Here is a 24,697-nt window from a genome sequence, read left to right on the forward strand (position 1 = left end):
ATCTCCTTGTATTATATTAATAATCGCAGGCAATAACTGCTGCCTGCATTCTTATTTTAAGAATTCTGCTAATAATAATAGCATAAACTACAGAAAAATGTTAGTATATAATCAAATACAATGTTACGAAACAGAAATTCACAAAAATGTAAAATAAAGCAGAGTGTTACAATTAAAAATCAATTGTTTGAGGAGTGATAGCTATGAGAATGTTTGATATAATATCCAAGAAAAAATATAATGAATCATTGTCAAAAGAAGAAATTGATTATGTTATTAATGAATATACCAATGGCACAATTCCGGATTATCAGATGTCGGCACTTCTTATGGCGATATATTTTAATGGAATGAATTATGAGGAAACAACCAATCTTACGCTTGCGATGGCACATAGCGGTGATATGATGGATTTGTCAGAGATAGGCGGCATTAATGTAGATAAACACAGCACAGGCGGTGTTGGTGATAAGACAACACTTATACTTGCACCAATGGTAGCTGCCTGTGGAGGCAAGGTTGCCAAGATGAGCGGACGGGGACTTGGTAATACTGGCGGAACAATTGATAAGCTAGAGAGTATTAAAGGCTTCAGGACTAAGTTAAGTGAAGAAGAATTTATTGATAATATTAAAGAGATAGGACTTGCACTTACAGGACAGACAGGTAATCTTGCTCCGGCAGATAAGAAGATATATGCTTTAAGGGACGTTACTGCCATTGTTGACAGCATACCGCTTATAGCAAGCAGTATAATGAGCAAAAAGATTGCCGCAGGTGCAGGGGCGATTGTGCTTGATGTTAAAGTCGGAAGCGGTGCATTTATGAAAAATATGCAGGATGCCGAGAAACTTGCAGAAGAGATGGTTAAGATAGGAAGTCTTGCTGGCAGAAACACAATAGCAGTAATATCAGATATGGATGAACCGCTGGGCCTTGCTGTAGGTAATGCACTGGAGGTTGCGGAAGCGGTAAAGACTTTAAAGAAAGAAGGTCCAGAAGACCTTATTAATCTCTGCCTTGAATTAGGCACACAGATGCTTATTGCTTCTAAAGTAGAAGAAAATGCAGACAAGGCACGAGGTATGTTACAGAATTCCATAGATGATGGAAGTGCATATAATAAATTCTTGGAATTCATTAAACGTCAGGGTGGGGATATAACTGTATTTGACGATTTAGATGAATTTACAGAATGTAATTATAAAATAGAGGTTAAAGCAGATAAAGAAGGCTATGTTCAAAGAATTGAGTCAGAACTTATAGGAGAAGCCTCGATGATATTAGGTGGCGGAAGAATGACAAAAGAAGATGTTATAGATTATTCTGTCGGCGTAAAGCTGTCAGCCAAGCGTGGAGATTATGTAAAATGTGGTGACTGCCTTGCCACAATCTATGCCGCCAATAAAGATAAAATATTAGAGGCAGAGGGCTTAATTATCAAAGCATTTGAAATATCAGAGGATATTGTAAAGACAAGTCCGCTTATTAAACGAATTATTAGTTGTAAAAATATATAAATAATGGTATTATATTATATAAAATGAGCTGGATGATATTATTGTAAGTTATCCATAATCATATTTGAACAAGAAAAGGAGACATAAAAATGGAAGTAAGACCAGGAGCAAATCCTGCTGATGTCAAGAACTATGACACAGACAGATTAAGACATGACTTTTTAATCCAGAATTTATTTGTAGCTGATGAGATTAAGACAATCTACAGCCAGATTGACAGAATTATAGTAGGAGCTGCTACACCAGTTAATAAGGAACTTGTTCTTGAAGCAGGTGCTGAACTTAGAGCTAAGTATTTCCTTGAAAGAAGAGAGATGGGTATCATTAACATCGGTGGTAACGGAACAGTTACAGTAGATGGCAAGGAATATAACTTCAAATATAAAGACGGTATGTACATAGGTATGGGTGCTAAGGATATCTCGTTCAAGAGTGAAGACCCTAAGAACCCGGCTAAGTTCTATCTTAACAGTGCACCAGCACATAAGACATACCCAACAGTATTTATTGATCCAGCTAAGGATATTTTACCTGAGAATAAAAAGGAACTTGGATGTCTTGAGAGTGCTAACCATAGAACAATCAATAAGTATATCCTTCCAGGACAGGTTGAAAGCTGCCAGTTAGAGATGGGTATGACTTGCCTTGAACCAGGAAGCGTATGGAACACAATGCCATGTCATACACATGACAGAAGAATGGAAGTATATCTTTACTTTGAAGTTCCGGAAGATGCTGTTGTATTCCACTATATGGGTGAGCCAACAGAGACAAGACACATTGTTATGAGAAATGAAGAAGCTGTTATATCACCAAGTTGGTCAATTCACTCAGCTTCAGCTACTCACGCTTATACATTCATCTGGGGTATGGTTGGTGAGAACCAGGACTTCGATGATATGGATGATGTAGATATGAAGGATCTTAGATAATCAGAATGTCTTTATAATTGCTTAACAAGATTATTTTATTGTTATTGATTGATATATAAAGAGTAGCTGTATTATTATAGGTTACATACACATTATGCTGTTTAATATTAATGGCATAATCCATTATGATGGATGATTCTCATAGAGGTATGGAGTATATTGTGATATTCCATATGCTCTGGAGTTCATTGATATAATATTAAGAGAAAAGGAGATTTTAAAATGTCAGTAAATTTTTCACTTGAAGGAAAAGTTGCTTTAGTTACAGGTGCTTCTTATGGTATCGGTTTTGCTATCGCTAGCGGAATGGCTAAGGCAGGTGCTACAATCGTATTTAACGATATTAAGCAGGAATTAGTAGATAAGGGATTAGCAGCTTACAAGGAAGCTGGTATCGATGCTCACGGTTATGTATGTGACGTAACTAACGAAGAGCAGGTTAACGCTATGGTTGCTCAGATTGCTAAGGATGTAGCTCCTATCGATATCCTTGTTAACAATGCTGGTATCATTAAGAGAATTCCAATGTGCGATATGACAGCTGCTGAATTCAGACAGGTTATCGACGTTGACCTTAATGCACCATTTATCGTATCTAAGGCAGTTATTCCATCAATGATCGAAAGAGGTCACGGTAAGATTATTAACATCTGCTCTATGATGTCAGAGTTAGGCCGTGAAACAGTATCAGCTTATGCTGCTGCTAAGGGTGGTCTTAAGATGCTTACAAGAAATATTTGTTCTGAGTATGGTCAGTACAATATCCAGTGTAATGGTATTGGACCTGGTTACATCGAGACACCTCAGACAGCTCCATTAAGAGAAAGACAGGCTGATGGTTCTAGACATCCATTCGATCAGTTCATCTGTGCTAAGACACCTGCTAACAGATGGTTAAAGCCAGAAGAATTAGCTGGTCCAGCTGTATTCCTTGCTTCAGAAGCTTCAGATGCCGTTAACGGACATATTCTTTATGTTGATGGTGGTATCCTTGCTTACATCGGAAAGCAGCCACAGTAATAAATAATATTACAAGCACGATGTGCGTGTATAGATAATGACAGAAGAGTCTGAAACAAGTTTGCTTGTTTCAGGCTCTTTTTGGTTTTGAACTTCAATAGGAATATATAGAAAGAATATTTCCCGAAATTCCTGAAATTCCTGAAATTCTTAAAATTCAACAAAAATTTGACTGTCAAAATGTTCTTTCATATGATACAATTACTATAAAAGTTTTACAAATATGAGAGGAGAACATTTTAATGAAACTTGAAGTAAGAGACTTGACAAAGTCTTTTGAAGGTAATCAGGTTCTACACGGCATTTCTTTTGAAGTTGAAAGTGGCAGTGCACTTGGACTTCTTGGAAGAAATGGAGCAGGTAAGACAACTACGATAAGAATTATTATGGATGTCTTTAAAGCAGATGAGGGTGAGGTATATCTTGACGATGAGCCGTTTAACCCTAAGAAGCATCTTATAGGGTATCTGCCAGAAGAGAGAGGGTTATATCCCAAGAAGACAGTGCTTGAACAGATAGTATATCTTACAAGACTTAGAGGACTTTCCAAGAAAGAGGCAGTCAGTAATGCAAAGAAGTGGCTAAAGCGTCTTGAGATAGATGAGTATGCCAACAGAAAGTTAGAGACATTATCCAAGGGTAATCAGCAGAAAGTACAGCTTGCTTCAACACTTGCGTGTGAACCAGAGATAGTTATACTCGATGAGCCATTTAGCGGGCTTGATCCGGTGAATTCAAAGATACTTCAGGATGTTGTGACAGAAGTCATAAACGAAGGAAGAATAGTTATATTTTCAAGCCACCAGATGAGTTATGTAGAGGAGTTCTGTCGTGACATAGCGATAATAGATAAGGGAAATATAGCACTTGCAGGCAATCTTAAAGACATTAAGAGACAGTATGGCGAGAATCAGCTGGTTATATCAGATGTTAATATGGGGCTTGATGAGTTGTCACAGATTATAAAAGACAATGTGTCTGACATAATAACAGAGACTGGAAGAACAAGAGAGGAGATTATTGTAAGGAATATAAATGGCGTGTCAAGGGCGGATATTCTTAAAAGAATGATTGCGTGTGGTATAGAAATTGAGCATTTTGAAACTTATAAGCCATCTCTTAATGATATATTTGTATCTCTTGTAGGTGATGATATGGAAGACGACAAAGTGGTAGATTATAAGAATAATAGTAATGACGATAATAGTTATAATAGAGATATTGTTGATGAGTTACCGCAAGGCGAAATCAGTGAACATAAAAAGTCTGTTAAGGGAGGTGTACGCTGATGAAAAAGTTAGGTGTAGTTCTTCAATATGAGCTTATGACTTATATTAAGAATAAGTCGTATGTAATCAGTACGGTTGTTATAGCTGTTATAGCTGCTGCTATTATGTTTGTGCCAAGATTTATAGATATAAGTGCCATCACAGGAATTACTAATAGTACAGAACAGAATTCTGGTGATTCTGACAGCGATAAAGATAATGTTGATGGTAAGAGTGATTCTGATAAAGATAATAAAGCAGACAATAATAAAGATGTAATTCTTATATATGATGAGTCTGGAACATTTTCAGATATTCAGATAATTCAGGCAGCTTTTGATGATATGAAGGTTGAAAAAGTGTCATCAGAAAGTGAATTAAAGGATAAAGTGTCAGATGAAGAAGTCAAGGCAGGCTTTGTGGTTCACAGTCTTACAGATTATGAGTATATTGTATACAATAAGAGTATGACTGACAGCATTGATATGCAGTTTAATCAGGTACTTACAGCACTTAACCAGATGGTGTACTGCAGTATCCATAATCTTGATTATGAGCAGATAATAACGGCATTTAATCCAGAGATTAACAGTCAGACAGTTGTTCTTGGCAAGGATATGGGAAATAATTATTTTTATTGTTATGCACTCATTATCATTATATTTATGATAATAATATTCTATGGTGTTATGGTTGCGACATCAGTTACTCAGGAGAAGTCCAACAGGACTATAGAGGTGCTTGTAACAAGTGCTGATACTAAGATTTTATTTTTTGGAAAGGTGCTTGCTGGTACAATAGCTTCGTTATGTCAGGCTGGAATACTTATGCTTGCGATTGTCGGTGCATATAAGTTTAATCAGAGTGCGTGGGGCGGAATGTTAGATATGTTACTTGATATTCCTGCAAATGTACTTGTTACCTATGCGTTATTCGGACTTGGCGGTGTGCTTTTCTATACATTTATATATGGAGCATTTGGTGCACTTGTTTCTAAGACAGAGGATATTAATAAGAGTGCCGGAAGCATACAGATGGTTATTATGATTGTATACTTTATTACTCTTTTTCAGCTTATGAATATAGATGGTATTGCTATGAAGGTATTGTCATATCTGCCAATCAGTTCATACAGTGCGATGTTTGCCCGTGTTGCAATGGGAAATGTAGCTGTTTGGGAAGTTGTTGTTTCATTTATAATACTTGTAGCAAGCATTATAGGTGTTGGTATGATAGGTTCATCAATATACAGAATGGGAACGCTTAGATATGGCAATCCAATTAAGATAACTACAGCAATAAAGAGCCTTCGCAAGCAGAAGAATAAATAATCTGAATATTTTATACAAGAAATAATTAATACCTCCAGATATTCATGTCATATCTGGAGGTATTATTATACATAAAACAATATGTGAGATAATCAGGGCTGCATACAGGTATTGATATAATGGCTTAACATATTGTAAATATAACTATAACTTTATAGTTTCTCCACCTGGTATCTCAACGACACGGACATTATTAACAGCAACCCAGACAGAACAGGCACTTGGGTTATAGATATATTCATTATCAGCGAATATCTGAAGCCTGTCAAAGGCTTCGTTGTAATCTACGATTTCTATATTAGTAGCATACCATATATCATCACGGTGACCAATCATTTCACAGAATTCTTCCATAACTTCCCAATTGTTATTACGTTCAAATTCAAAGCTGTGTCCCCATACATACATCATATATAGGTACTGCTTTTTAGTAAGCTTCATAAAACGCTTGCCAAACTCAACAAGATTATGATTGTGGTGGCAGGTTGGTATCCAGTTCATATAATCTGTTGGCATAGAAAAGCCATTTTCATCACCAAGAAGAATAGGACCTTCACAATCGTTGGCATATTCGAGTGCTGATTTGACAACAGCGTACTGGTCAGTGGCTGGTCGTATATATTTAATGCCAAGGTCAGCAGCAATAGAAGTAATAAGCTTGTTGCCGGCTCCATTAGGAAGAGCCATTCCTCTTACGGGTTTATGTATTATTTTCTCAATATTAGTCTTATCTTCAAGAATTTCCCTTGCTATCTCATAGCTACCACATCTGTTCATAGTAGGGTGTGTGCATGTATGAAGGGCTATTTCATGATTGTCATATAAATCATTCCATTCGCTTGCAGGCAGTCTGATTGGCATATCTGTTAACCCTGAATTGACATTGAAGGTAGCACGTATGCCGTTCTTGTTAAATATATCAACTAGTCTTTTATCTTCAAGCTTGCCGTCATCGTAGCTTAATGTTAATACCTTGAATTTACCTCCTGGAAAGCATTTGTATATTCTGTTCATAATAATCCTCCATTCTTGTATATATTAACATAATGTATACAATCTCATATTTTATAATTATACTATATTAACATTAGTGTGTCATTATTTTGTTAATCAAATACACAAAAAATACAATAATCAATTATAATTTCTTGACTTTTTGTGTTATTTTACTAATAAATGAAACTTTTTTGATGTTTTCATTACAATATATATTGTATCTTTGAATTTCTTTATCATTAATGTTAACACATACATTTCCAATAATACACTCGTTATTAACCGGTGCAGCAATGCTTGATGGAATATTGTACACGACTTCTACATTATCATTATCGCTTATGCAGGCAGACAGTTTTTTATCAAATAGTATATCAATGGAACTTTTAGAGCCGTTTTTAATCTTTATATTAAAGACTTTAGGGCAGATAAGTATGTCCTGCTTTGTATAGCTGGCTCTGGCGTAGTCAAGAAGATGTTTTGCGTCAGACCATTTATAAGTCTTGTTGTCAGGCCAGCCACAGGCAAGCAGGGCAACAATAAATGTCCTGTCGTTATCCTTATAGGCACACACATAGCAGTAGCCGGCATCGCCAGTAAAGCCCGTCTTGCCGGATATAATGTTATCATACATATTAAGAAAAGCATTGGCATTGCTTACAGAATATTTTCTGCCGGAAAGACTTGTAAAACTGTAATCGTGTGTCTGTGTTATAGAAAGGAAATGTTCGTTTTTAATGCAGTAGGACATAACAACTGCTAATTCATAGGCTGTTGTCGAGTGAATGCCTGCATCATCAGAAGCATCAAGACCATTAGGCGTTATATAATGCGTGCTATTACAGCCAAGACTGGTGGCTTTTCTATTCATTAAATTAGTAAATACCAGCACAAGTGCTTTGCTTTGTTCTTTGGATATATTCTCAATAAAATGTGAGTTATAAGAGTAGTCATTTATAAAAGAAATGTCAAAGGTAAGTTTGTTGCGTTCTTTATCGGTTAAAGAACAGATATAATAGTAGGCGGTATTTTCTGCAATTATAACGGCGGTATCATTATGGGAACGAAGCATAAGGGAATAGTACAGGTCTTTTATTGAAAACTGTTCGCCTTTTACAGCATTAAGTTGTACATCTGGCATAGAAGCCGCATATGCAGAAGTGGTGGCAATATAATCATCAGGACATATCTCAAGGGCGGTTATTAATGTCATAATCTTGGTGGTGCTTGCCATAGGTGCTTTGGTGTCAGCATTTTTACCATATAGAAGCCTGTTAGTATCGGCATCTATTACTGCTGCAAATCTGGCGTGTATTTCATTATCTTTCAGAGATGAGTCGTTTTCTTTAGCATTTACACGATTAAATGGAGTTAAGACGATTGAAATAATCAGACATATTAAAATTATGAATTTTAATGGCTGTATTAGCTTTTGAAAAAAATAAGCAACTGCTGATAGCATAAATAAGAAACCCGGTTATTATAATTAATAAATTATACACTTTTATTTTGCTATTATACCTAAAATGAGTTATTATATATTTGCTACATAAATAATCATATTAATTTACAGAGGTGCGTATGAGCTACATAGAATTTGATGATGTAAAGAAGATTTATAAAATGGGTGATGTAAAGATAAAAGCACTTAACGGTGCAAGCTTTACGATAGATAAGGGAGAGTTTGCAGTTATAGCAGGTGCGAGTGGTGCAGGTAAGAGTACAATACTTAATCTTATGGGCGGTATGGATACAGCTACGACAGGAAAGATTATTGTAGATAAAGAGAATGTGTCAAAGTTCACAGCTAAGAGGCTTACAACTTACAGAAGATATGATATAGGATTTGTATTCCAGTTCTATAATCTTGTACAAAATCTTACTGTAAGGGAAAATGTTGAGCTTGCAACACAGATATGTAAGAATCCGCTCGATGTTGATGAGGTTATAGAAGCAGTAGGACTTAAGGAAAGAAGTTCTAACTTTCCGGCACAGTTATCAGGTGGTGAACAGCAGAGAGTTGCAATAGCAAGAGCGTTGGCCAAAAATCCAAAGCTTCTGTTATGCGATGAACCTACGGGAGCACTTGATTATAATACAGGCAAGCAGATATTAAAGCTGTTGCAGGATACATGCCGTGAAAGAGGTGTTACAGTTGTAGTTATAACACATAATCTTGCACTGACAGCTATGGGCGATAAGGTTATCAAAGTGAAAAATGGAGTAGTTGACAGTGTAACTGTCAATGAAAATCCGCTTCCAATAGAGCAGATAGAATGGTAGTTAATATGGAAAGGCGGAATTAACATAATGGGAAAGTCGGTATTTAAAGATTTAATAAGAGAGATAAAAGGTTCGCTTGGAAGATTTATTTCAATAATGGCAATCACAGCCATAGGAGCTGCTTTTTTTGCCGGAGTCACAGCATCTTCGGGCGATATGAAGCGTTCGTCAGATAACTATTATGATGAATATAATATGAATGATTTAAGAATAATATCATCTATAGGGCTTACAGATGATGATTTGCAGGTAATTGCAAAAGTGCAGGGAGTAAAGGCAGTATATGGTGCCAACAGCAAAGATGTGCTCATCAATTATGATGATAAAGAGTCAGTTGCGCATGTTTTAAGTATTCCTCTTAATGCAGATGATAATGATGACAGCTATATTAACAGACTTCGCATTAAAGAGGGAAGACTGCCACAGAATGATAAAGAATGTGTTGTGAAGTACGAGTCTACAAGGGAAGCTGTCAAAGTGGGCGATGTATTAAAATTTAAGTCTGGAACTTCTGATGATATTAACGATACATTTAAGGATACTGAATATACAGTTGTTGGAGTAGTATATTCGCCTTGCTTCGTTTCTTATGATTTAGGTTCGTCTGATATTGGTAACGGCAATATCAGCTATTGTGTATATGTTGGAGATGATGAATTTAAGAATGATTATTATACAGAAGCTTACGCTGTAGTAGACGGAGCAAAAGAGCTTGATACATATTCTGATGAATATGATAAAAAGGTTGAAAATGTACAGAACAGAATTAAGAATATAGCAGCAGGACAGCTTGATAACAGGAAGAAGGATATAAAAGAAGAATTTGCCAAAGCCAAGGAAGATAAGAAACAGGAACTGCTTGATACAATAAGACAGAAGGTAACAGAGTCTATTACGAAGCAGTATCAGGAATATTATCCGGGATATGATGTGTCTTCAATGATAGCACCTTATATTGAACCAGCGTATATTAAAGCAGTTCAAGAGTTTGACTTTGATGCGGTATATGCAAAGTATGATGAGCAGATGAATGAAACTTTGAATAACTCTGACGACTGGGAATGGTATGTGCTTACAAGACAGTCGCAATATTCGTATAGGGATTATGAGTCGAGTGCTGACAGAATGAAAGCTATAGCTACAGTATTCCCATTGTTCTTTATAATTGTTGCAGGTCTTGTGTGTCTTACAACAATGACAAGAATGGTAGAAGAACAGAGAAGTTTAATCGGAACATACAAGGCTTTAGGTTATGGAAAAGGTACTATAGTATTCAAGTTCGTTGCCTATGCCTTTATAGCTTCCTTTGCTGGAAGTGTAATAGGCTGTATTGTTGGTTTAAAGCTGTTTCCGTATATAATATATAATTCGTGGAACATAATATACCAGATGCCGCATATAACTTATGCAAGCCATACATTATTATCTGTGGCAGTTATTATCTGTCTTGTAGCTGTAACATTCCTTGCGGCACTTTATTCCTGTTACAATGAACTTTCAGAAGTGCCGGCTATACTTATGAGACCTAAAGCTCCAAAGAGTGGAAGAAAGATATTGTTAGAGCATACATTTATATGGAAGCATCTTTCATTTACAAGGAAGGTTACTATGCGTAATATATTCCTGTATAAGAAAAGATTTTTTATGACAGTAATCGGAATCGCAGGATGTACAGCGTTGACAACGGCAGGTTTTGGAATTAAGGACAGTATACAGTGTGTTATTGATAACCAGTATGAACAGATACTGCATTATGATAATGTAATTACATTTAAGAGTGATGTTGAAAGTGAAGAAATTAACAATATAATATCATCTATAAAGAAAGATGAATATTATAAAGAATACACTACAGATTATGGATATACTGCTGATGTTAAAGCATTAGGTGGTGGTGACAGTTATTCAACTGAGATAACTGTTGTGGATGATACAGATAAGTATAGTGATTTTGTTACATTCAGGACAAGAAAGAAGCATAACCAGTTAGAACTTAATGATGATGGTGTTATTATATCTGAAAAGCTTGCAAAGGATCTGAATGTTTCTGTTGGTGATAATATTACTATATGTGATATTAATGATAGGCAGGCAGCAGTTAAGGTGACTGGAATTATGGAAATATATATTAATAATTATATTTTTATGACATCAGGTTATTTCAATGACACATTTGGCTATACACCAGATAATAACAGAGTATTAGGTATACTTAGTGATGACAGCGATAATGTTCAGGCAGTTATCGGAGAACGATATTTGTCTAATTCAGCAGTTAAGTCGCTTACATTCTTAAAGGTTAATATGTCAAGATTTGAGAATATGATACAGTCCCTGGATCTTGTTACATGGGTGCTTATAATATCTGCAGGTATGCTGGCGTTTGTTGTATTGTATAATCTTACTAATGTTAATATATCTGAGCGAATAAGGGAGATTGCGACAATAAAAGTTCTTGGCTTTTATGATAATGAAGTTGGAGAGTATATATACAGGGAGAATATCATACTTACACTTATAGGCGGTCTTGCAGGACTTTTATTAGGAAGAGCACTTCATACATACATAATGACAACAATAGAATTAGACGGAGTAATGTTTGGAACAAGAATTAATTTAAGTTCATTCCTGTTATCATATGGAATTACATTAATTTTTTCATTGATTATTAATGCAATTATGTATCCGTCACTTAAGAAAATTCCAATGGTGGAATCTTTAAAGTCAATAGAATAATTCGTGATTGCTGATAAAGGATTTAATTGAGAATTTAATTAATGATTTGATGAATAATTTAGTGCAGGAATTAAAGAATAGATAAGCTGACAAGCCTGCACAAATAATGGTAATATTAATAAGAGCCTCCACATATATTGTGAAAAACGATATATGTGGAGGTTATTTTTGTATGGGGGATATTGGACAAATTATAAAAATTCTGCCGCCAGCTCTGGCTGACAAGCTTAGACTGCATACGTTGTCATTTGGCAGGCTCAACGAGCTAAGATTAAGAGTTGGCAGAAATGTAACTTTAATATATGACAATAAAGAGATAATGTATGATATTAAGGTTACCAAGGACTGCATAATGAAAATGCTGGAATTAGCTTCCAATTACTCTATCTATGCGTATGAGCAAAGTTTCAAACAGGGGTTTATTACAATAGAGGGAGGGCATAGGATTGGGATATCAGGACATGCGATTATAGAGAATAATGTCATTAAGAATTTTAATTACATAACCTTTCTTTGTATAAGGGTGGCACATGAGGTTATAGGGTGTAGTAATAAGGTTGTTGATTTCGTATATGGAGGAGGTATTGACCATACGCTTATTATTTCACCGCCGGGTTGTGGCAAGACAACGCTTTTAAGGGATCTTGTAAGAAATATATCTGATAATGACAGGCTTCATATTAATGTAAGTCTTATAGATGAAAGACAGGAGATAGCAGGCTGCTATATGGGAATCCCGCAGAATAATATAGGCAGACGTACAGATGTATATGATGGCTGTCCAAAAGATGCAGGAATGATGATGGCAATCAGGGCTATGTCGCCGGGTATAATAGCTGTAGATGAGATAGGTGGGCAGAATGATGTGCAGGCAATTAAATACTGCATAGCCTGTGGCTGTACGATTATTGCTACAATTCACGGTTATTCGCTTGAAAATGTAATGAACAAGCCTTTTATGGGTGAGCTTATAAGTTCTGATTACTTTAACAAGATAATAATATTGTCAGGAAGAATGGGAAAGGGGACGGTGGAGCAATGTTTAAATTATCGGGAGCAGCACTCATAATAACTGCATGTACATATTATGGCTTTTATTTAAGCAGTAACCTATATATGAGAACACGGATTATACAATCGCTAATAACAGCCCTTCATTATATTAAGGCACAGATAGGTTATGCTTCAAGCACGCTCCCTGACATATTCAGGGATTTATCTGTTAATTCTGATAACTGCTATGTTCAGGAAATGTTCAGTTATGCAGCGAAGACATTAAGTGATGAGGGCATTGTTACATATGAAGCTGTGTGGGAGGTAGCTGTAAATGTACTTAACAGGAGAAAAATATTAAAAAAAGACGAACTTAATGTAATGTATGAATTGTCGCATTTTAATTCGTATATTGATAAAAATATGCAGGTTCAAAATCTGGAATTATCAATTGAAAGGCTCAAAAGAATAAATGAAAATGTGGCAATGGATATTGCACCGAGAATGAAAATCTGCAGGATTGGTGGAATAACAGCAGGAGTGTTTATAGCAATAATGCTGATATGAACACAGCATAATAAAGAATGGGGATGTGTATGGAAATTAATTTGATATTTAAAATAGCTGCCGTTGGAATAATAATCTCTATACTTAATCAGATATTAAAGCATAGTGGAAGAGATGACCAGGCTTTCTTAACAGGGCTTGCGGGACTTCTGCTTGTGCTTTATTGGATACTTCCATACATATTAGAACTGTTTACAACTATGCAGAAATTGTTTGATATGTAAAAGGAGTAACAATTGCTGAAAATATCTATGCTTGCATTATGCACGGTTATAACATCACTGCTTATAAAAAAACAGTCACCGGTAACAGCTTCTGTTATAGGACTTTCGTTATGCCTTATTATTTCAATTAATATAATAAATAACATATCAGCCATAACAGGACAGCTTGGAGTAATGATTTCTTTAACAGGAATTGGTGATGTGTATATAAAGATAATAATGAAGATTATAGGAATAACCTTTATAACGCAGCTTATATCTGATGTGTGTAGGGATAATGGGTTTAATGCGGCGGCATCACAGCTTGAGATTATGTGTAAGATTGCTGTTGCAACAATAAGTATTCCAATTGTACTGTCGCTTATGGAGATGATTAATAAATGTATAAAATAAGATGTATATTAATGCACAATAACTGCCCCCAATATATGTTGTCATTATTAAGAAGCATATTTACTGGGCGGAAATATATATTTATGAAACTTAATTATATACTACCGCTATTAAAAAGCGTATTACTAATGTCAGTAATATTAATGCTTGTATACAATAATGCCAATGTGATTAAAGCGGAAACTAACGGACAGGAAACTGTCACGGATACATCTGGCTGGTCTGATTATGATTATAAGGATATTGATAAGATATTAAAAGAAAGCAGTTACAATTCGGTTACCTTTGAGGATATAGTAGACAGCATATATTCGGGTAATTCAACGAGGGATTCGGGTAAGAAGATTGTACAGTATATAACAGAGGTTATAAGCAGTAACCGTAATGATTGTATGAAGATACTTATTTTATGTATATTATCTGCATTTATAAATGTATTTGGCCCATTTTTTAATAAACAGCAGCTTACCGAAAGCACATTAAGTGTTATAGCAATATCTCTTATAACGGTATTGTTTATTGTGTTCATACAGGCTTCGGATACAGCCAGCAGCACTCTTACATCGATTATTAATCTTTATAAAGCAATCAGTATGGTGTTCCTGCCGGCAATAAGTGCTTCTGGTGCAATAATGAGTAAAGCTGTGTATTACCAGATAATAATTGCTATGATTGCGGTCAGCAATATATTTTTTAAAAATATATTATTAAAAACAAATAAAATATATCTCATAATTTCGTTATGTGACTGTATAGACAAAGAAGCACATATGGATAAGGCGTGTAACCTTATTAAAAAAGGGGTGAAATGGTGCTGCTATACGATACTTACAGTGTTTATTGGACTTAATGCAATTAAGAGCATATTAACACCTGTTCAGGACACGGTTAATTCTAAAGGTATATTTATGGGGATAAGCCTTATACCTGGTATAGGTGACACAGCACAGGTGTTATCCAATACGATACTTTCATCTTCTGCATTAATAAAAAATGCAATCGGTGTGTCGGGAATTATTGCTATTGTTATGTGTATGTTCTTTCCGTTGCTGCGGATTGGTCTTCTTGCGGTTATATATCAGGGGATTGCTGCAGGACTACAGCCAATAAGTGATAAGAGAATGGTAAGGGCAGTCAGTTCGCTTGGGCAGGCACTTGGAATGATCGTATATATTATGATGATTACACTTGTCCTGTTTATATTAACAATAGCAATTATATGTGTTGCAACTAACTGTGTATCAGTATGAAAGGAGGTACGATGAAGCTGTATTCGTGGCTTAGGGCATTGCTCATATTTATGGTTATGTCGGCTGTATTAATGAATATTATTCCACCCAGGTATGAGGGCAGCTATAAGGTGGTAATGAGGCTTATATTCCTTATGATTTTATTAAAGCCTGTACTTCTGCTTTTATTTAATGAGGAATATATAACTGACAGGGTAAATACATTGTATAATGATTATAGTAAAAACATTGCAGGCTATTCAAGTTCGTATACTGGTGATAGCAGCCTTCAGTCAGACTATGACAGCTATGTGAGCAATGCAGTAAAACAGACAGTTATAAGCAGGGTGTTAAATATAGCAGAGGAGTGTGGAGTTGAAGTTAATAATGTAAAGGTTGAATTAAACGATAAGAGCATATTGAATAAATCAGACACCGATTATTCATCTGTAATTACAGGGATTGATATATCAGTAAAAAACAAAAAAAGTGTTTCAAGTTTGGAAAGCACACAGAATGCTAAAGCGACTTTGAATAAATCGGACATAGAGCAATTCGCTAAAATGGTAGCGGATAATTTTAGTATAGATGAAATACTTATCAATATACATTAAGCCAGGTACAGAGAATATTTTGTATTCCGATGTTCAGGACGGAAAGGAGAATTATTATATTTAATTATGAAAATATATTGAATAAATTAGGCAAAGATAAAATATTAATAGTAATACTAGCAGGCATACTGCTTATGGTTATATCAATTCCCGTAAAAGACAGACAGACTGTATCAGAAAACACAACATCTAATCAGGAAAGCGGTGAGGCCACACAGAAAATGTATGAGGAATATGTAGAGAAAAGATTAGAAGATACCTTATCTGATGTTGAGGGGGCAGGAAAGGTTAAAGTTATGGTCAGTCTTAAGAATTCGTCTGAAAAGATACTTGCCAAGGATACAGATTATTCTGATGAAGAAGTTAATGGGAATAATGATGAGAATTCCAATAGTACGCAAAAAACAGAGACACACATTTTTTATGATACAGCTAATGGTAATACGCCATATGTAGTAATGGAGAATATGCCTGTTATTGAAGGTGTGATAATAGTATGTGAGGGTGGTGATAATAAAGAGCTTGTAAGTGAGATTACGAATGCTGTATATGGGCTTTTAAATGTTCCTGTACATAAAATCAAAGTAATGAAAATGTCTTAAATATGGAGGTTTTTTGTGAAAAGAGTTAAGAAAAATCAGGTTATTATTACAGCACTTGCTATTATGATAGCTGTTGCGGGATATATTAATTATGCAGGAAACATTTCAGATATAATATCTGTCAGCAGTAAGAGCGGCAGTAAAGTTGTCAATACATCAACAGATGATACAATATTTACTGAGGAAGAACCAGATGATGAGAGTCTTGAAGAACCAGGAAGCGTTATACTTACATCAGGACAGGGCGTGTCTTCAAGTGTAATCTCTGAAGCTAAGCTTAACAGAGAACAGATACGTGCCAAGAATACAGAAAATCTTACTAATATAGTCAATGATACAACAATCGATAAGGCTTCAAAGACAGAGGCGATAAATGAACTTGCCAAAATTGCAGAATATTCAGAAAAAGAGGCAGCTATTGAGTTGTTATTAGAGGCAAAGGGATTTAATGATGTGGTGGCTTCAGTGGCAGAAGACAGCGTTGATATTGTAATTAACCAGCAGACATTAGAAAACAGCCAGAAAGCTCAGATTGAAGATATAGCAAAGAGAAAGACAGGGGTTACATCGGATAAAATTACCATTAATGTTATTAAGTAACTTATCATTGCATTTATTTATATTTTTTATTATAATAGATTAAAGATTACGTTAATAACAGTCAGGAGGGCATTATGACAAAAGAGTTTGAAGATAGAGGTAATACTTATACAATTCACGAAAGCAAGGATATTGGCGAAGTAAGAGTTGCAGATGAGGTTGTTGCTATTATTGCAGGTCTTGCTGCTACAGAGGTGGAAGGCGTTGAGAGTATGGCTGGCAACATCACTAATGAACTTGTAAGCAAGCTTGGAATGAAGAATTTATCTAAGGGTGTTAAGGTTCACGTTGGTGAGAATGATGTGACAGTTAATCTTGCACTTAATATTAAATATGGCTGTGAGATACCTAAGGTATCAGCCGCAGTACAGGACAGAGTTAAGACAGCAATCGAGACAATGACAGGTCTTGAAGTATCAGAAGTTAACATTAAGATTGCTGGCGTTAATATTGACAACTAAGTACAGTAAGCATTGGGGCTGTCCTTAATGGACAGTCCTGTTTGAGTAATTAATTGATGAGAGGATTCCTATGACAAGATCAGAAATGAGAGAACACGTTTTTAAGCTTATATTCCGTGTTCCTTTCCACGATAAGAATGAATTAAGAGAACAGATTGACTACTATTTTGACGGTTTGACAGATGTTAATGAGAAAGATTACGAATATATTAAGAATAAGGCACTTCTTGTATGTGAATTAAGCGATGATATTGATGAGAAGATTAATTTGGTATCAGAAGGCTGGCCAGTTGACCGTATTGGTAAGGCAGAGCTTGCTATTATGCGGCTTGCAGTCTATGAGATGCTTTATGATGATGATATTCCTGTTAATGTAGCTATTAATGAGGCTGTAGAGTTAGCTAAAAGTTATGGCTCTGATGATAATGCAGCATCATTTGTCAATGGTGTTCTTGCAAAGCTTGTATAATAACCTTTTGCTGAATTAAAGAGCATAATAAAGAGATTAAGAAAGAGGAACGATGGCTGGAGTATATACTGTAACACAGATTAATTCCTATATTAAGAATATGTTTAGACAGGATTTTGTACTTAATCGTATTCAGATAAAAGGGGAAATATCTAATTGCAAGTATCATACATCCGGTCATATTTATTTTACTTTAAAAGATTCGGGTGGAACGATTGCAGTTGTTATGTTTGCCTCTTATGCATCAAAGCTTGATATAAAGCTTGAAAATGGAATGTCTGTTGTAGTAGATGGCAGAATTGATATATATGAACGTGATGGCAGGTATCAGTTGTATGCCGTTAATATTACCGAAAGTGGTATGGGGGATTTATATAAGAAGTTTGAACAATTAAAACAGCAGTATGATGATATGGGATATTTTGATTCATCATATAAGCGTCCGATACCACGTTTTGCAAGAAAGATAGGAATTGTAACAGCTTCAACAGGGGCTGCTATACACGATATAATGAATATATCACACAGGCGCAATCCGTATGTAAGTCTGTATCTGTATCCTGCATTAGTTCAGGGCGAATATGCCAAGTACAGTATTGCCAAGGGAATAGCTGTGCTTGATAAGTTCGGGGTGGATTGCATTATTGTTGGACGTGGAGGAGGTTCACTTGAAGACTTGTGGGCATTTAATGAACCAGAGGTTATAGAGGCAGTATTTAGCTGTAATACACCGGTTATATCAGCGGTTGGGCACGAAACAGATTTTACAATCACAGACTTTGTGGCAGATTTAAGAGTTCCAACACCATCTGCCGCTGCAGAGTGTGCAGTATTTGATATGGTACAGGTTGATGATTATATGCAGGCATACAAGAGACGTTTAAGAAATGCTCTGGATAATGTATTTGCCAGATATAAGAACAGGGCAGAGAAGGACAAGCTTTCTTTGCAGATATACAATCCTATTAACCAGATATATGAAAGAAGACAACGTCTTATTCATATAGAGGATATATTAAATAACCAGATGACACAAGCAGTGGAACGCTACAGGCAGAAGCTGTCATTAGCTGCGTACAGACTTGATAATGTAAGTCCTTTAAAGAAGTTTGACAAGGGCTACAGCTATGTAGAGAATAATAAACAGAGAGTACAGTCGGTTAACGATGTATCAGTAGATGATTTGTTAACGCTTTATTTAAAAGATGGTACTGTGACAGCTAAGGTCATAAATATTGATAATGTTTAATGAGGTATAATTAATGGCAAAGGCTTCTAATCTTGAAGATACATTTAATAAGCTTGAGGCAGTTCTTAATGAAATGGAACAGGGCGAGCTTACATTAGATGAGTCTTTTAAAAAATATAAAGAAGGTATGGAATTACTCAATAAATGTAATACTATGCTTGATAAGGTTGAAAAACAGATTGTTATAATTGATGATAATGGGGTGGTGGATAATAATGAATAATTTCAAAGAACAGTTAAGCAAAGAGACCTCCTGTATAGATAATATAATAGAAAAGTACCTGCCAGAAGCTAAGGGACACGCAGAATATATTAAATCTGCGATGGATTACAGCGTGGAAGCTGGCGGCAAGAGAATAAGACCAATGATTATGCTTGAAACTTACAAGTTGTGTAATGGTACTAACGAGGAAGAATTGTATCCATTTATGGCGGCTCTTGAGATGATACACACTTATTCTTTGGTGCATGATGATCTTCCTGCTATGGATAATGATGACTATAGAAGAGGAAAGCTTACAACACATAAGAAATTTGGTGAAGATTTTGGAATATTAGCGGGTGACGGACTTTTGAATCTTGCGTATGAAACAATGCTTTCAGCTATACATAAAGCAGCAAAGACAGGTGATGCACAGGCTGTATTAAGATATTCTGCTGCCGCAGATGTGATAGCTAATAAGGCTGGTGTTGATGGTATGGTCGGAGGACAATCGCTTGATGTAATGCTTACAGATAAGCCGATGAATGAAGAACAGCTTGATTACATTTTCAGATTAAAGACGGGTGCTCTTATAGAAGCAGCATTTATGGCTGGTGGAATTATTGCAGGTTGTGATGAAAATGTCACTAAGCTTCTTGAGGAAACAGGTTATAATATAGGCTTCGCATTTCAGATTAAGGACGATATTCTTGATGTTACAAGCACACAGGAAGTACTTGGAAAGCCTGTGTTAAGTGATGAGAGAAATAATAAAACAACATATGTTACACTTTATGGAATGGAAAAAGCAGAAAAAGATACTGCTGATATGTCCGTAAAAGCATTGGAAACACTCAAAACTATTGGACATAACGAGTATCTGGAGGATTTAATCACAATGCTTATACATAGGGATAGGTAATCGTGTGAAAGAGGTTAATTATGATACTTGAGAAAATCAATAAACCTAACGATATTAAGAAATTATCACCAATAGAATACAACCAGCTTGCTGATGAGATACGCCAGTTTCTTATTGATAAGATAAGTGTCACAGGCGGACATCTGGCTTCTAATCTTGGCGTTGTGGAGCTTACTATGGCACTTCATATTGTATTTAATCTTCCAAAGGACAAGCTTATATGGGACGTAGGACATCAGTCATATACGCATAAGATACTTACAGGAAGGAAAAATCAATTTGATGAATTAAGAAAATTCGGCGGTATGAGCGGCTTTCCTAAGAGAAATGAAAGTGATTACGATGCTTTTGATACAGGTCACAGCTCGACATCAATATCAGCAGGACTTGGAATTGCTATGGCAAGAGATGTACAGCACGAAGATTACAGTGTAGTTTCTGTTATAGGTGATGGTGCACTTACAGGTGGTATGGCATATGAAGCTTTAAATAATGCTTCAGGTATTAAGGGTAATTTTGTGATTATACTTAATGATAATACAATGTCAATTTCTAAAAATGTCGGCGGCGTATCCAATATGCTTAGTGAAATACGTTCGTCAGACTCTTACTATGATTTAAAAGAGAATATAGGCAATGTATTATATAAGCTTCCTAAAGGGGACAAGGTTGTAAAGCTTATCCAGAAGACAAAGTCGAATCTAAAGCAGGTGATTCTTCACGATTCGATGTTTGAAAGTATGGGTATATATTACCTTGGACCAGTTGACGGACACGATATGGATAAGCTTATCAAGATACTTACAGTTGCAAAAAGAATAAATGGACCTGTGCTTGTCCACGTTGTTACGCAGAAAGGACGTGGTTACAAGCCGGCAGAGCGCAATCCAAGCAAGTTTCATGGTATTGGACCATTTGATGTGGCGACAGGTATGGAGATTAATAAATCTGACCGGCCAACATATTCGCAGGTGTTCTCTAATTCTATATGTGAAATAGCCAAGAAAGACAGGTCTGTATGTGCTATTACAGCGGCTATGCCAGACGGAGTTGGGCTTGCTAAGTTCTCAAAGTGGTTTCCGGATAGATTTTTTGATGTCGGAATTGCTGAGGCTCACGCTGTAACATTTGCGGCAGGATTGTCAGCAGGCGGATTAAAACCAGTGTTTGCGGTATATTCTTCATTTTTACAGAGAGCTTATGACCAGATATTACATGATGTGTGTATACAACAGCTTCACGTTGTGTTTGCAATAGACAGGGCAGGACTTGTTGGAAGTGATGGAGAGACACATCAGGGGATATTTGATATATCATTCCTGTCATCAATACCTAATATGACTATTATGGCACCAAAGAATGATTATGAATTAAAGTCATCACTTGAGTTCGCTCTGGAAGAATTTAATGGGCCGATAGCTATAAGATATCCAAGAGGCGAGGCAGTTGTCAGATTTCGCGAATTTAATGCACCGGTTGAATACGGCAAGGCTGAGCTTATGTATGAAGAAAGTGATATAGCAATTCTTGCACTTGGAAGTATGGTTGATACAGCATTTAATGTAAGGGAAAGACTTAAAGAGCAGGGCTATAACGTGACACTTGTAAATGCACGTTTTGTAAAGCCTATAGACAGTGCAATGCTTGATAAAATAAGCACAACACATAAGCTTATAGTAACACTTGAAGAGAATGTATCATCGGGCGGATTTGGGCGTGCAGTCTGTCAATATATCAATGATAAAGAACTTCATAACTATGTGCTTGACATATCACTTCCTGATGATTATATAGAACACGGAAGTGTTGATATATTACGGCGTGAGACAGGAATAGATGAAGATACAATTGTTAAACGTATAACAGCAGTTTATAATAATATTGGAGATAATAATAATGAGCAGTAAAGAAAGATTAGATGTTCTGTTAGTGAACAGGGGGCTTGCTGATTCCAGGGAAAAGGCAAAGGCTATAATTATGTCTGGAAATGTATATGTTGACGGACAGAAGGAAGATAAAGCTGGGTCATCATTTAATGAGACTGTTAATATTGAGGTAAGAGGCAATACACTTAAGTATGTAAGCCGTGGCGGGTTAAAGCTTGAAAAAGCTATGGAGAATTTTGATGTAACGATTGAAGGGAAAATATGTATGGATGTTGGTTCATCAACAGGTGGTTTTACAGATTGTATGCTTCAGAATGGTGCTGTTAAAGTATATTCTGTTGATGTAGGGCACGGACAGCTTGCTTGGAAGCTTCGTAATGATGAGCGTGTTGTATGTATGGAAAAGACTAATATACGATATGTAACACCGGAAGATATTGCGGATAAGATAGATTTTTCAAGCATTGACGTATCATTTATATCGCTTACAAAGGTGCTGCTTCCAGTGAAAAATCTTCTTACAGATGACGGGCAGATAGTATGTCTTATAAAGCCACAGTTTGAAGCTGGAAGAGAAAAGGTTGGTAAACACGGTGTTGTAAGGGATAAGGCGGTACACATCGAAGTTATAGAAATGGTTATTAATTATGCAATTTCAATTGGATTTGAGATACTTAACCTTGAATTCTCGCCAGTTAAGGGTCCGGAAGGAAATATCGAATATCTTCTTCATTTACAGAAACATATAGAAGGAACCTATGATAATATTCCTTTCACAATACAAAATATAGTAGACAAAGCCCACGAAACATTGTAATATATTCATATAGATATTAATATTAATTTAAAGTATAGAGGCGTTAATGAAATCTTTTTACATAGTCACGAATACAACTAAAGATCCAGACCTTGTATATACAAACAGTATTCTGGATTATCTTAATAAGCACAATGTAAGCTGTATATATAATCCTGACTCGGCAGATGTAGAACATACTGATTATTGTTATACGAATGCTGATATTGTGCCAGATGATACAGAATGCATAATTGTTCTTGGTGGGGATGGTACGCTTATACAGGCGGCAAGAGACCTTAATTCTAAGAATATACCTCTTCTTGGTGTTAACATAGGAACGCTGGGGTATCTTACTGATACAGATATGAACACAGTGTATGATACCCTTGAAAGCCTTATTAATGACTGTTATGAGATAGATACAAGAATGATGCTTGATGGAAAGATATACCGTGATGACGAGCTTATATATGAAGATGTAGCACTTAATGATGTAGTTCTTAGCAGAAGGGGAATATTAAGGGTTATAGATTTTGATATATATGTCAATGGAGAATATCTTAATTCGTTCGCGGCAGACGGAGTTATAGTATCTACGCCGACAGGTTCTACAGCTTATTCTTTATCGGCAGGCGGACCAATTGTCCAGCCGAATGCACATCTTATAATGATTACACCAATATGTGCACATACACTTACTCAGAGAAGCATAATATTTGAACAGAATGATGAGATTGTAATACAGATGAATGATAATAAGAAATTATCAGAAGAAAGAGTAGCTACATATGATGGAGAAAGCTATTGTAATGTCATAACAGGGGACAGAGTTGTTATTACCCGTTCTGATAAGACAGCACGGCTTATAAAGACAAGCAGAATTTCTTTCCTTGAAAGGATAAGGAATAAAATGTAGCCGGAATAGGAGAAGAAAAGTGAAATCAGACAGACATAAAAAAATATTAGAACTTATAGCTGATAATAATATAGGAACTCAGGAAGAGCTTGCTGATGCACTTAATAAAGCAGGGTATAATGTAACTCAGGCGACTGTTTCAAGGGATATAAGAGCACTTAATCTTACCAAGGTCACAATTGACGGGGTTAATCAGAAGTATACAACTCTTTCACATAGCAGTCCTGTACCTAATGACAAATATATAAGAGTGCTAAAGGAAGGCTATCTTTCTATGGATATGGCACAGAATATTCTTGTTATAAGGACTGTTCCGGGTATGGCAATGGCGGTGTGTGCGGCACTGGATGCACTTAAGCTTGATGAGATAGTTGGTTCTATTGCAGGTGATGACACTATTATGTGTGCTGTAAGGACTGTTAAGGATACTGTAAATGTTTCTAATAAACTTAAGAAACTTATAAAGGCATAGTATTATAAAGATA

26 protein-coding genes are annotated in these 24,697 nt (G+C 35.8%); 24 read left to right on the top strand and 2 right to left on the bottom strand.

Annotated features, from left to right (window positions below; all coding sequences use genetic code 11):
- Positions 1-203: 203 nt before the first annotated feature.
- The 5 genes from BM157_RS07860 to BM157_RS07880 all read left to right on the top strand — a co-directional run bounded on the left by BM157_RS07860 (position 204) and on the right by BM157_RS07880 (position 6,071).
- Positions 204-1,520, top strand: coding sequence for a pyrimidine-nucleoside phosphorylase (locus tag BM157_RS07860; protein ID WP_055306637.1), 1,317 nt, complete (start codon positions 204-206; stop codon positions 1,518-1,520).
- A gap of 89 nt (positions 1,521-1,609) precedes the next feature.
- Positions 1,610-2,452: a 5-dehydro-4-deoxy-D-glucuronate isomerase gene (gene kduI / locus BM157_RS07865; RefSeq protein ID WP_022205276.1), complete on the top strand. Its 843-nt coding sequence runs from the start codon at positions 1,610-1,612 to the stop codon at positions 2,450-2,452.
- Between the two features lie 222 nt (positions 2,453-2,674).
- On the top strand, positions 2,675-3,472 hold the full coding sequence (locus BM157_RS07870; RefSeq protein WP_055174880.1) for a gluconate 5-dehydrogenase: 798 nt from the start codon (positions 2,675-2,677) through the stop codon (positions 3,470-3,472).
- Positions 3,473-3,714: 242 nt separating this feature from the next.
- The gene (locus tag BM157_RS07875; protein WP_090140594.1) at positions 3,715-4,761 is read left to right on the top strand and encodes an ABC transporter ATP-binding protein; all 1,047 of its coding nucleotides are present in this window, start codon (positions 3,715-3,717) and stop codon (positions 4,759-4,761) included.
- Positions 4,761-6,071: an ABC transporter permease gene (locus BM157_RS07880; protein ID WP_022503162.1), complete on the top strand. Its 1,311-nt coding sequence runs from the start codon at positions 4,761-4,763 to the stop codon at positions 6,069-6,071. The genes BM157_RS07875 and BM157_RS07880 overlap by 1 nt, the downstream gene beginning before the upstream one ends.
- A 144-nt stretch (positions 6,072-6,215) precedes the next feature.
- On the opposite strand, the gene BM157_RS07885 is transcribed toward BM157_RS07880, so the two are convergent.
- Both BM157_RS07885 and BM157_RS07890 read right to left on the bottom strand, forming a co-directional pair.
- Entirely contained in the window at positions 6,216-7,085 is an 870-nt protein-coding gene (locus tag BM157_RS07885) for a polysaccharide deacetylase family protein (protein WP_055174874.1), read from the bottom strand.
- A 124-nt stretch (positions 7,086-7,209) separates the two neighbouring features.
- Positions 7,210-8,529, bottom strand: coding sequence for a D-alanyl-D-alanine carboxypeptidase family protein (locus BM157_RS07890; protein WP_090140596.1), 1,320 nt, complete (start codon positions 8,527-8,529; stop codon positions 7,210-7,212).
- A 119-nt stretch (positions 8,530-8,648) separates the two neighbouring features.
- Here BM157_RS07890 and BM157_RS07895 point away from each other — a divergent pair, with 119 nt between their 5' ends.
- The 19 genes from BM157_RS07895 (at position 8,649) to argR (ending at position 24,684) form a co-directional block, all read left to right on the top strand.
- A complete protein-coding gene (locus tag BM157_RS07895; protein ID WP_022503165.1) occupies positions 8,649-9,350 on the top strand; it encodes an ABC transporter ATP-binding protein in 702 nt (233 codons plus the stop codon).
- Between the two features lie 27 nt (positions 9,351-9,377).
- Positions 9,378-12,086: an ABC transporter permease gene (locus BM157_RS07900; protein ID WP_090140598.1), complete on the top strand. Its 2,709-nt coding sequence runs from the start codon at positions 9,378-9,380 to the stop codon at positions 12,084-12,086.
- 172 nt (positions 12,087-12,258) lie between these two features.
- Positions 12,259-13,155, top strand: a complete 897-nt coding sequence (gene spoIIIAA / locus BM157_RS07905) for a stage III sporulation protein AA (protein ID WP_318255867.1) — start codon at positions 12,259-12,261, stop codon at positions 13,153-13,155.
- A complete protein-coding gene (locus tag BM157_RS07910; RefSeq protein ID WP_055306632.1) occupies positions 13,125-13,646 on the top strand; it encodes a stage III sporulation protein AB in 522 nt (173 codons plus the stop codon). The genes spoIIIAA and BM157_RS07910 overlap by 31 nt, the downstream gene beginning before the upstream one ends.
- 29 nt (positions 13,647-13,675) lie before the next feature.
- Complete coding sequence (spoIIIAC, locus tag BM157_RS07915) at positions 13,676-13,870, top strand: stage III sporulation protein AC (protein ID WP_022503169.1); 195 nt, start codon at positions 13,676-13,678, stop codon at positions 13,868-13,870.
- 12 nt (positions 13,871-13,882) lie between these two features.
- The gene (locus BM157_RS07920; RefSeq protein WP_022503170.1) at positions 13,883-14,263 is read left to right on the top strand and encodes a stage III sporulation AC/AD family protein; all 381 of its coding nucleotides are present in this window, start codon (positions 13,883-13,885) and stop codon (positions 14,261-14,263) included.
- 128 nt (positions 14,264-14,391) lie between these two features.
- Entirely contained in the window at positions 14,392-15,513 is a 1,122-nt protein-coding gene (locus tag BM157_RS07925) for a stage III sporulation protein AE (protein WP_318255868.1), read from the top strand.
- A gap of 11 nt (positions 15,514-15,524) precedes the next feature.
- Positions 15,525-16,106 carry a stage III sporulation protein AF gene (locus tag BM157_RS07930; RefSeq protein WP_318255869.1) on the top strand — a complete coding sequence of 194 codons (582 nt, stop codon included), beginning with the start codon at positions 15,525-15,527 and terminating at the stop codon, positions 16,104-16,106.
- 134 nt (positions 16,107-16,240) lie between these two features.
- The gene (locus BM157_RS07935) at positions 16,241-16,708 is read left to right on the top strand and encodes a hypothetical protein (protein WP_022503173.1); all 468 of its coding nucleotides are present in this window, start codon (positions 16,241-16,243) and stop codon (positions 16,706-16,708) included.
- A 15-nt stretch (positions 16,709-16,723) separates the two neighbouring features.
- A complete protein-coding gene (locus tag BM157_RS07940) occupies positions 16,724-17,308 on the top strand; it encodes a SpoIIIAH-like family protein (RefSeq protein ID WP_090140605.1) in 585 nt (194 codons plus the stop codon).
- A gap of 74 nt (positions 17,309-17,382) precedes the next feature.
- Positions 17,383-17,769 (top strand): Asp23/Gls24 family envelope stress response protein, encoded by a 387-nt coding sequence (locus tag BM157_RS07945; protein ID WP_022503175.1) that lies wholly within the window; start codon positions 17,383-17,385, stop codon positions 17,767-17,769.
- A 70-nt stretch (positions 17,770-17,839) separates the two neighbouring features.
- Positions 17,840-18,238, top strand: coding sequence for a transcription antitermination factor NusB (gene nusB, locus BM157_RS07950; protein WP_055174854.1), 399 nt, complete (start codon positions 17,840-17,842; stop codon positions 18,236-18,238).
- Positions 18,239-18,290: 52 nt separating this feature from the next.
- The gene (gene xseA / locus BM157_RS07955) at positions 18,291-19,487 is read left to right on the top strand and encodes an exodeoxyribonuclease VII large subunit (protein ID WP_022503177.1); all 1,197 of its coding nucleotides are present in this window, start codon (positions 18,291-18,293) and stop codon (positions 19,485-19,487) included.
- A gap of 13 nt (positions 19,488-19,500) precedes the next feature.
- Positions 19,501-19,710 (top strand): exodeoxyribonuclease VII small subunit, encoded by a 210-nt coding sequence (xseB, locus tag BM157_RS07960; protein WP_022503178.1) that lies wholly within the window; start codon positions 19,501-19,503, stop codon positions 19,708-19,710.
- Positions 19,703-20,611, top strand: coding sequence for a polyprenyl synthetase family protein (locus tag BM157_RS07965; protein ID WP_022503179.1), 909 nt, complete (start codon positions 19,703-19,705; stop codon positions 20,609-20,611). Before xseB ends, BM157_RS07965 begins: the two co-directional genes overlap by 8 nt.
- A 20-nt stretch (positions 20,612-20,631) precedes the next feature.
- A complete protein-coding gene (dxs, locus tag BM157_RS07970) occupies positions 20,632-22,518 on the top strand; it encodes a 1-deoxy-D-xylulose-5-phosphate synthase (protein ID WP_055174851.1) in 1,887 nt (628 codons plus the stop codon).
- On the top strand, positions 22,508-23,314 hold the full coding sequence (locus BM157_RS07975; protein WP_022503181.1) for a TlyA family RNA methyltransferase: 807 nt from the start codon (positions 22,508-22,510) through the stop codon (positions 23,312-23,314). Before dxs ends, BM157_RS07975 begins: the two co-directional genes overlap by 11 nt.
- A gap of 46 nt (positions 23,315-23,360) precedes the next feature.
- Positions 23,361-24,212 carry an NAD(+)/NADH kinase gene (locus tag BM157_RS07980; protein ID WP_022503182.1) on the top strand — a complete coding sequence of 284 codons (852 nt, stop codon included), beginning with the start codon at positions 23,361-23,363 and terminating at the stop codon, positions 24,210-24,212.
- 19 nt (positions 24,213-24,231) lie between these two features.
- The gene (argR, locus tag BM157_RS07985) at positions 24,232-24,684 is read left to right on the top strand and encodes an arginine repressor (RefSeq protein ID WP_022503183.1); all 453 of its coding nucleotides are present in this window, start codon (positions 24,232-24,234) and stop codon (positions 24,682-24,684) included.
- The last annotated feature ends 13 nt before the right edge of the window (positions 24,685-24,697 follow it).

The organism is [Lactobacillus] rogosae (assembly GCA_900112995.1).
Taxonomy (GTDB): domain Bacteria; phylum Bacillota; class Clostridia; order Lachnospirales; family Lachnospiraceae; genus Lachnospira; species Lachnospira rogosae.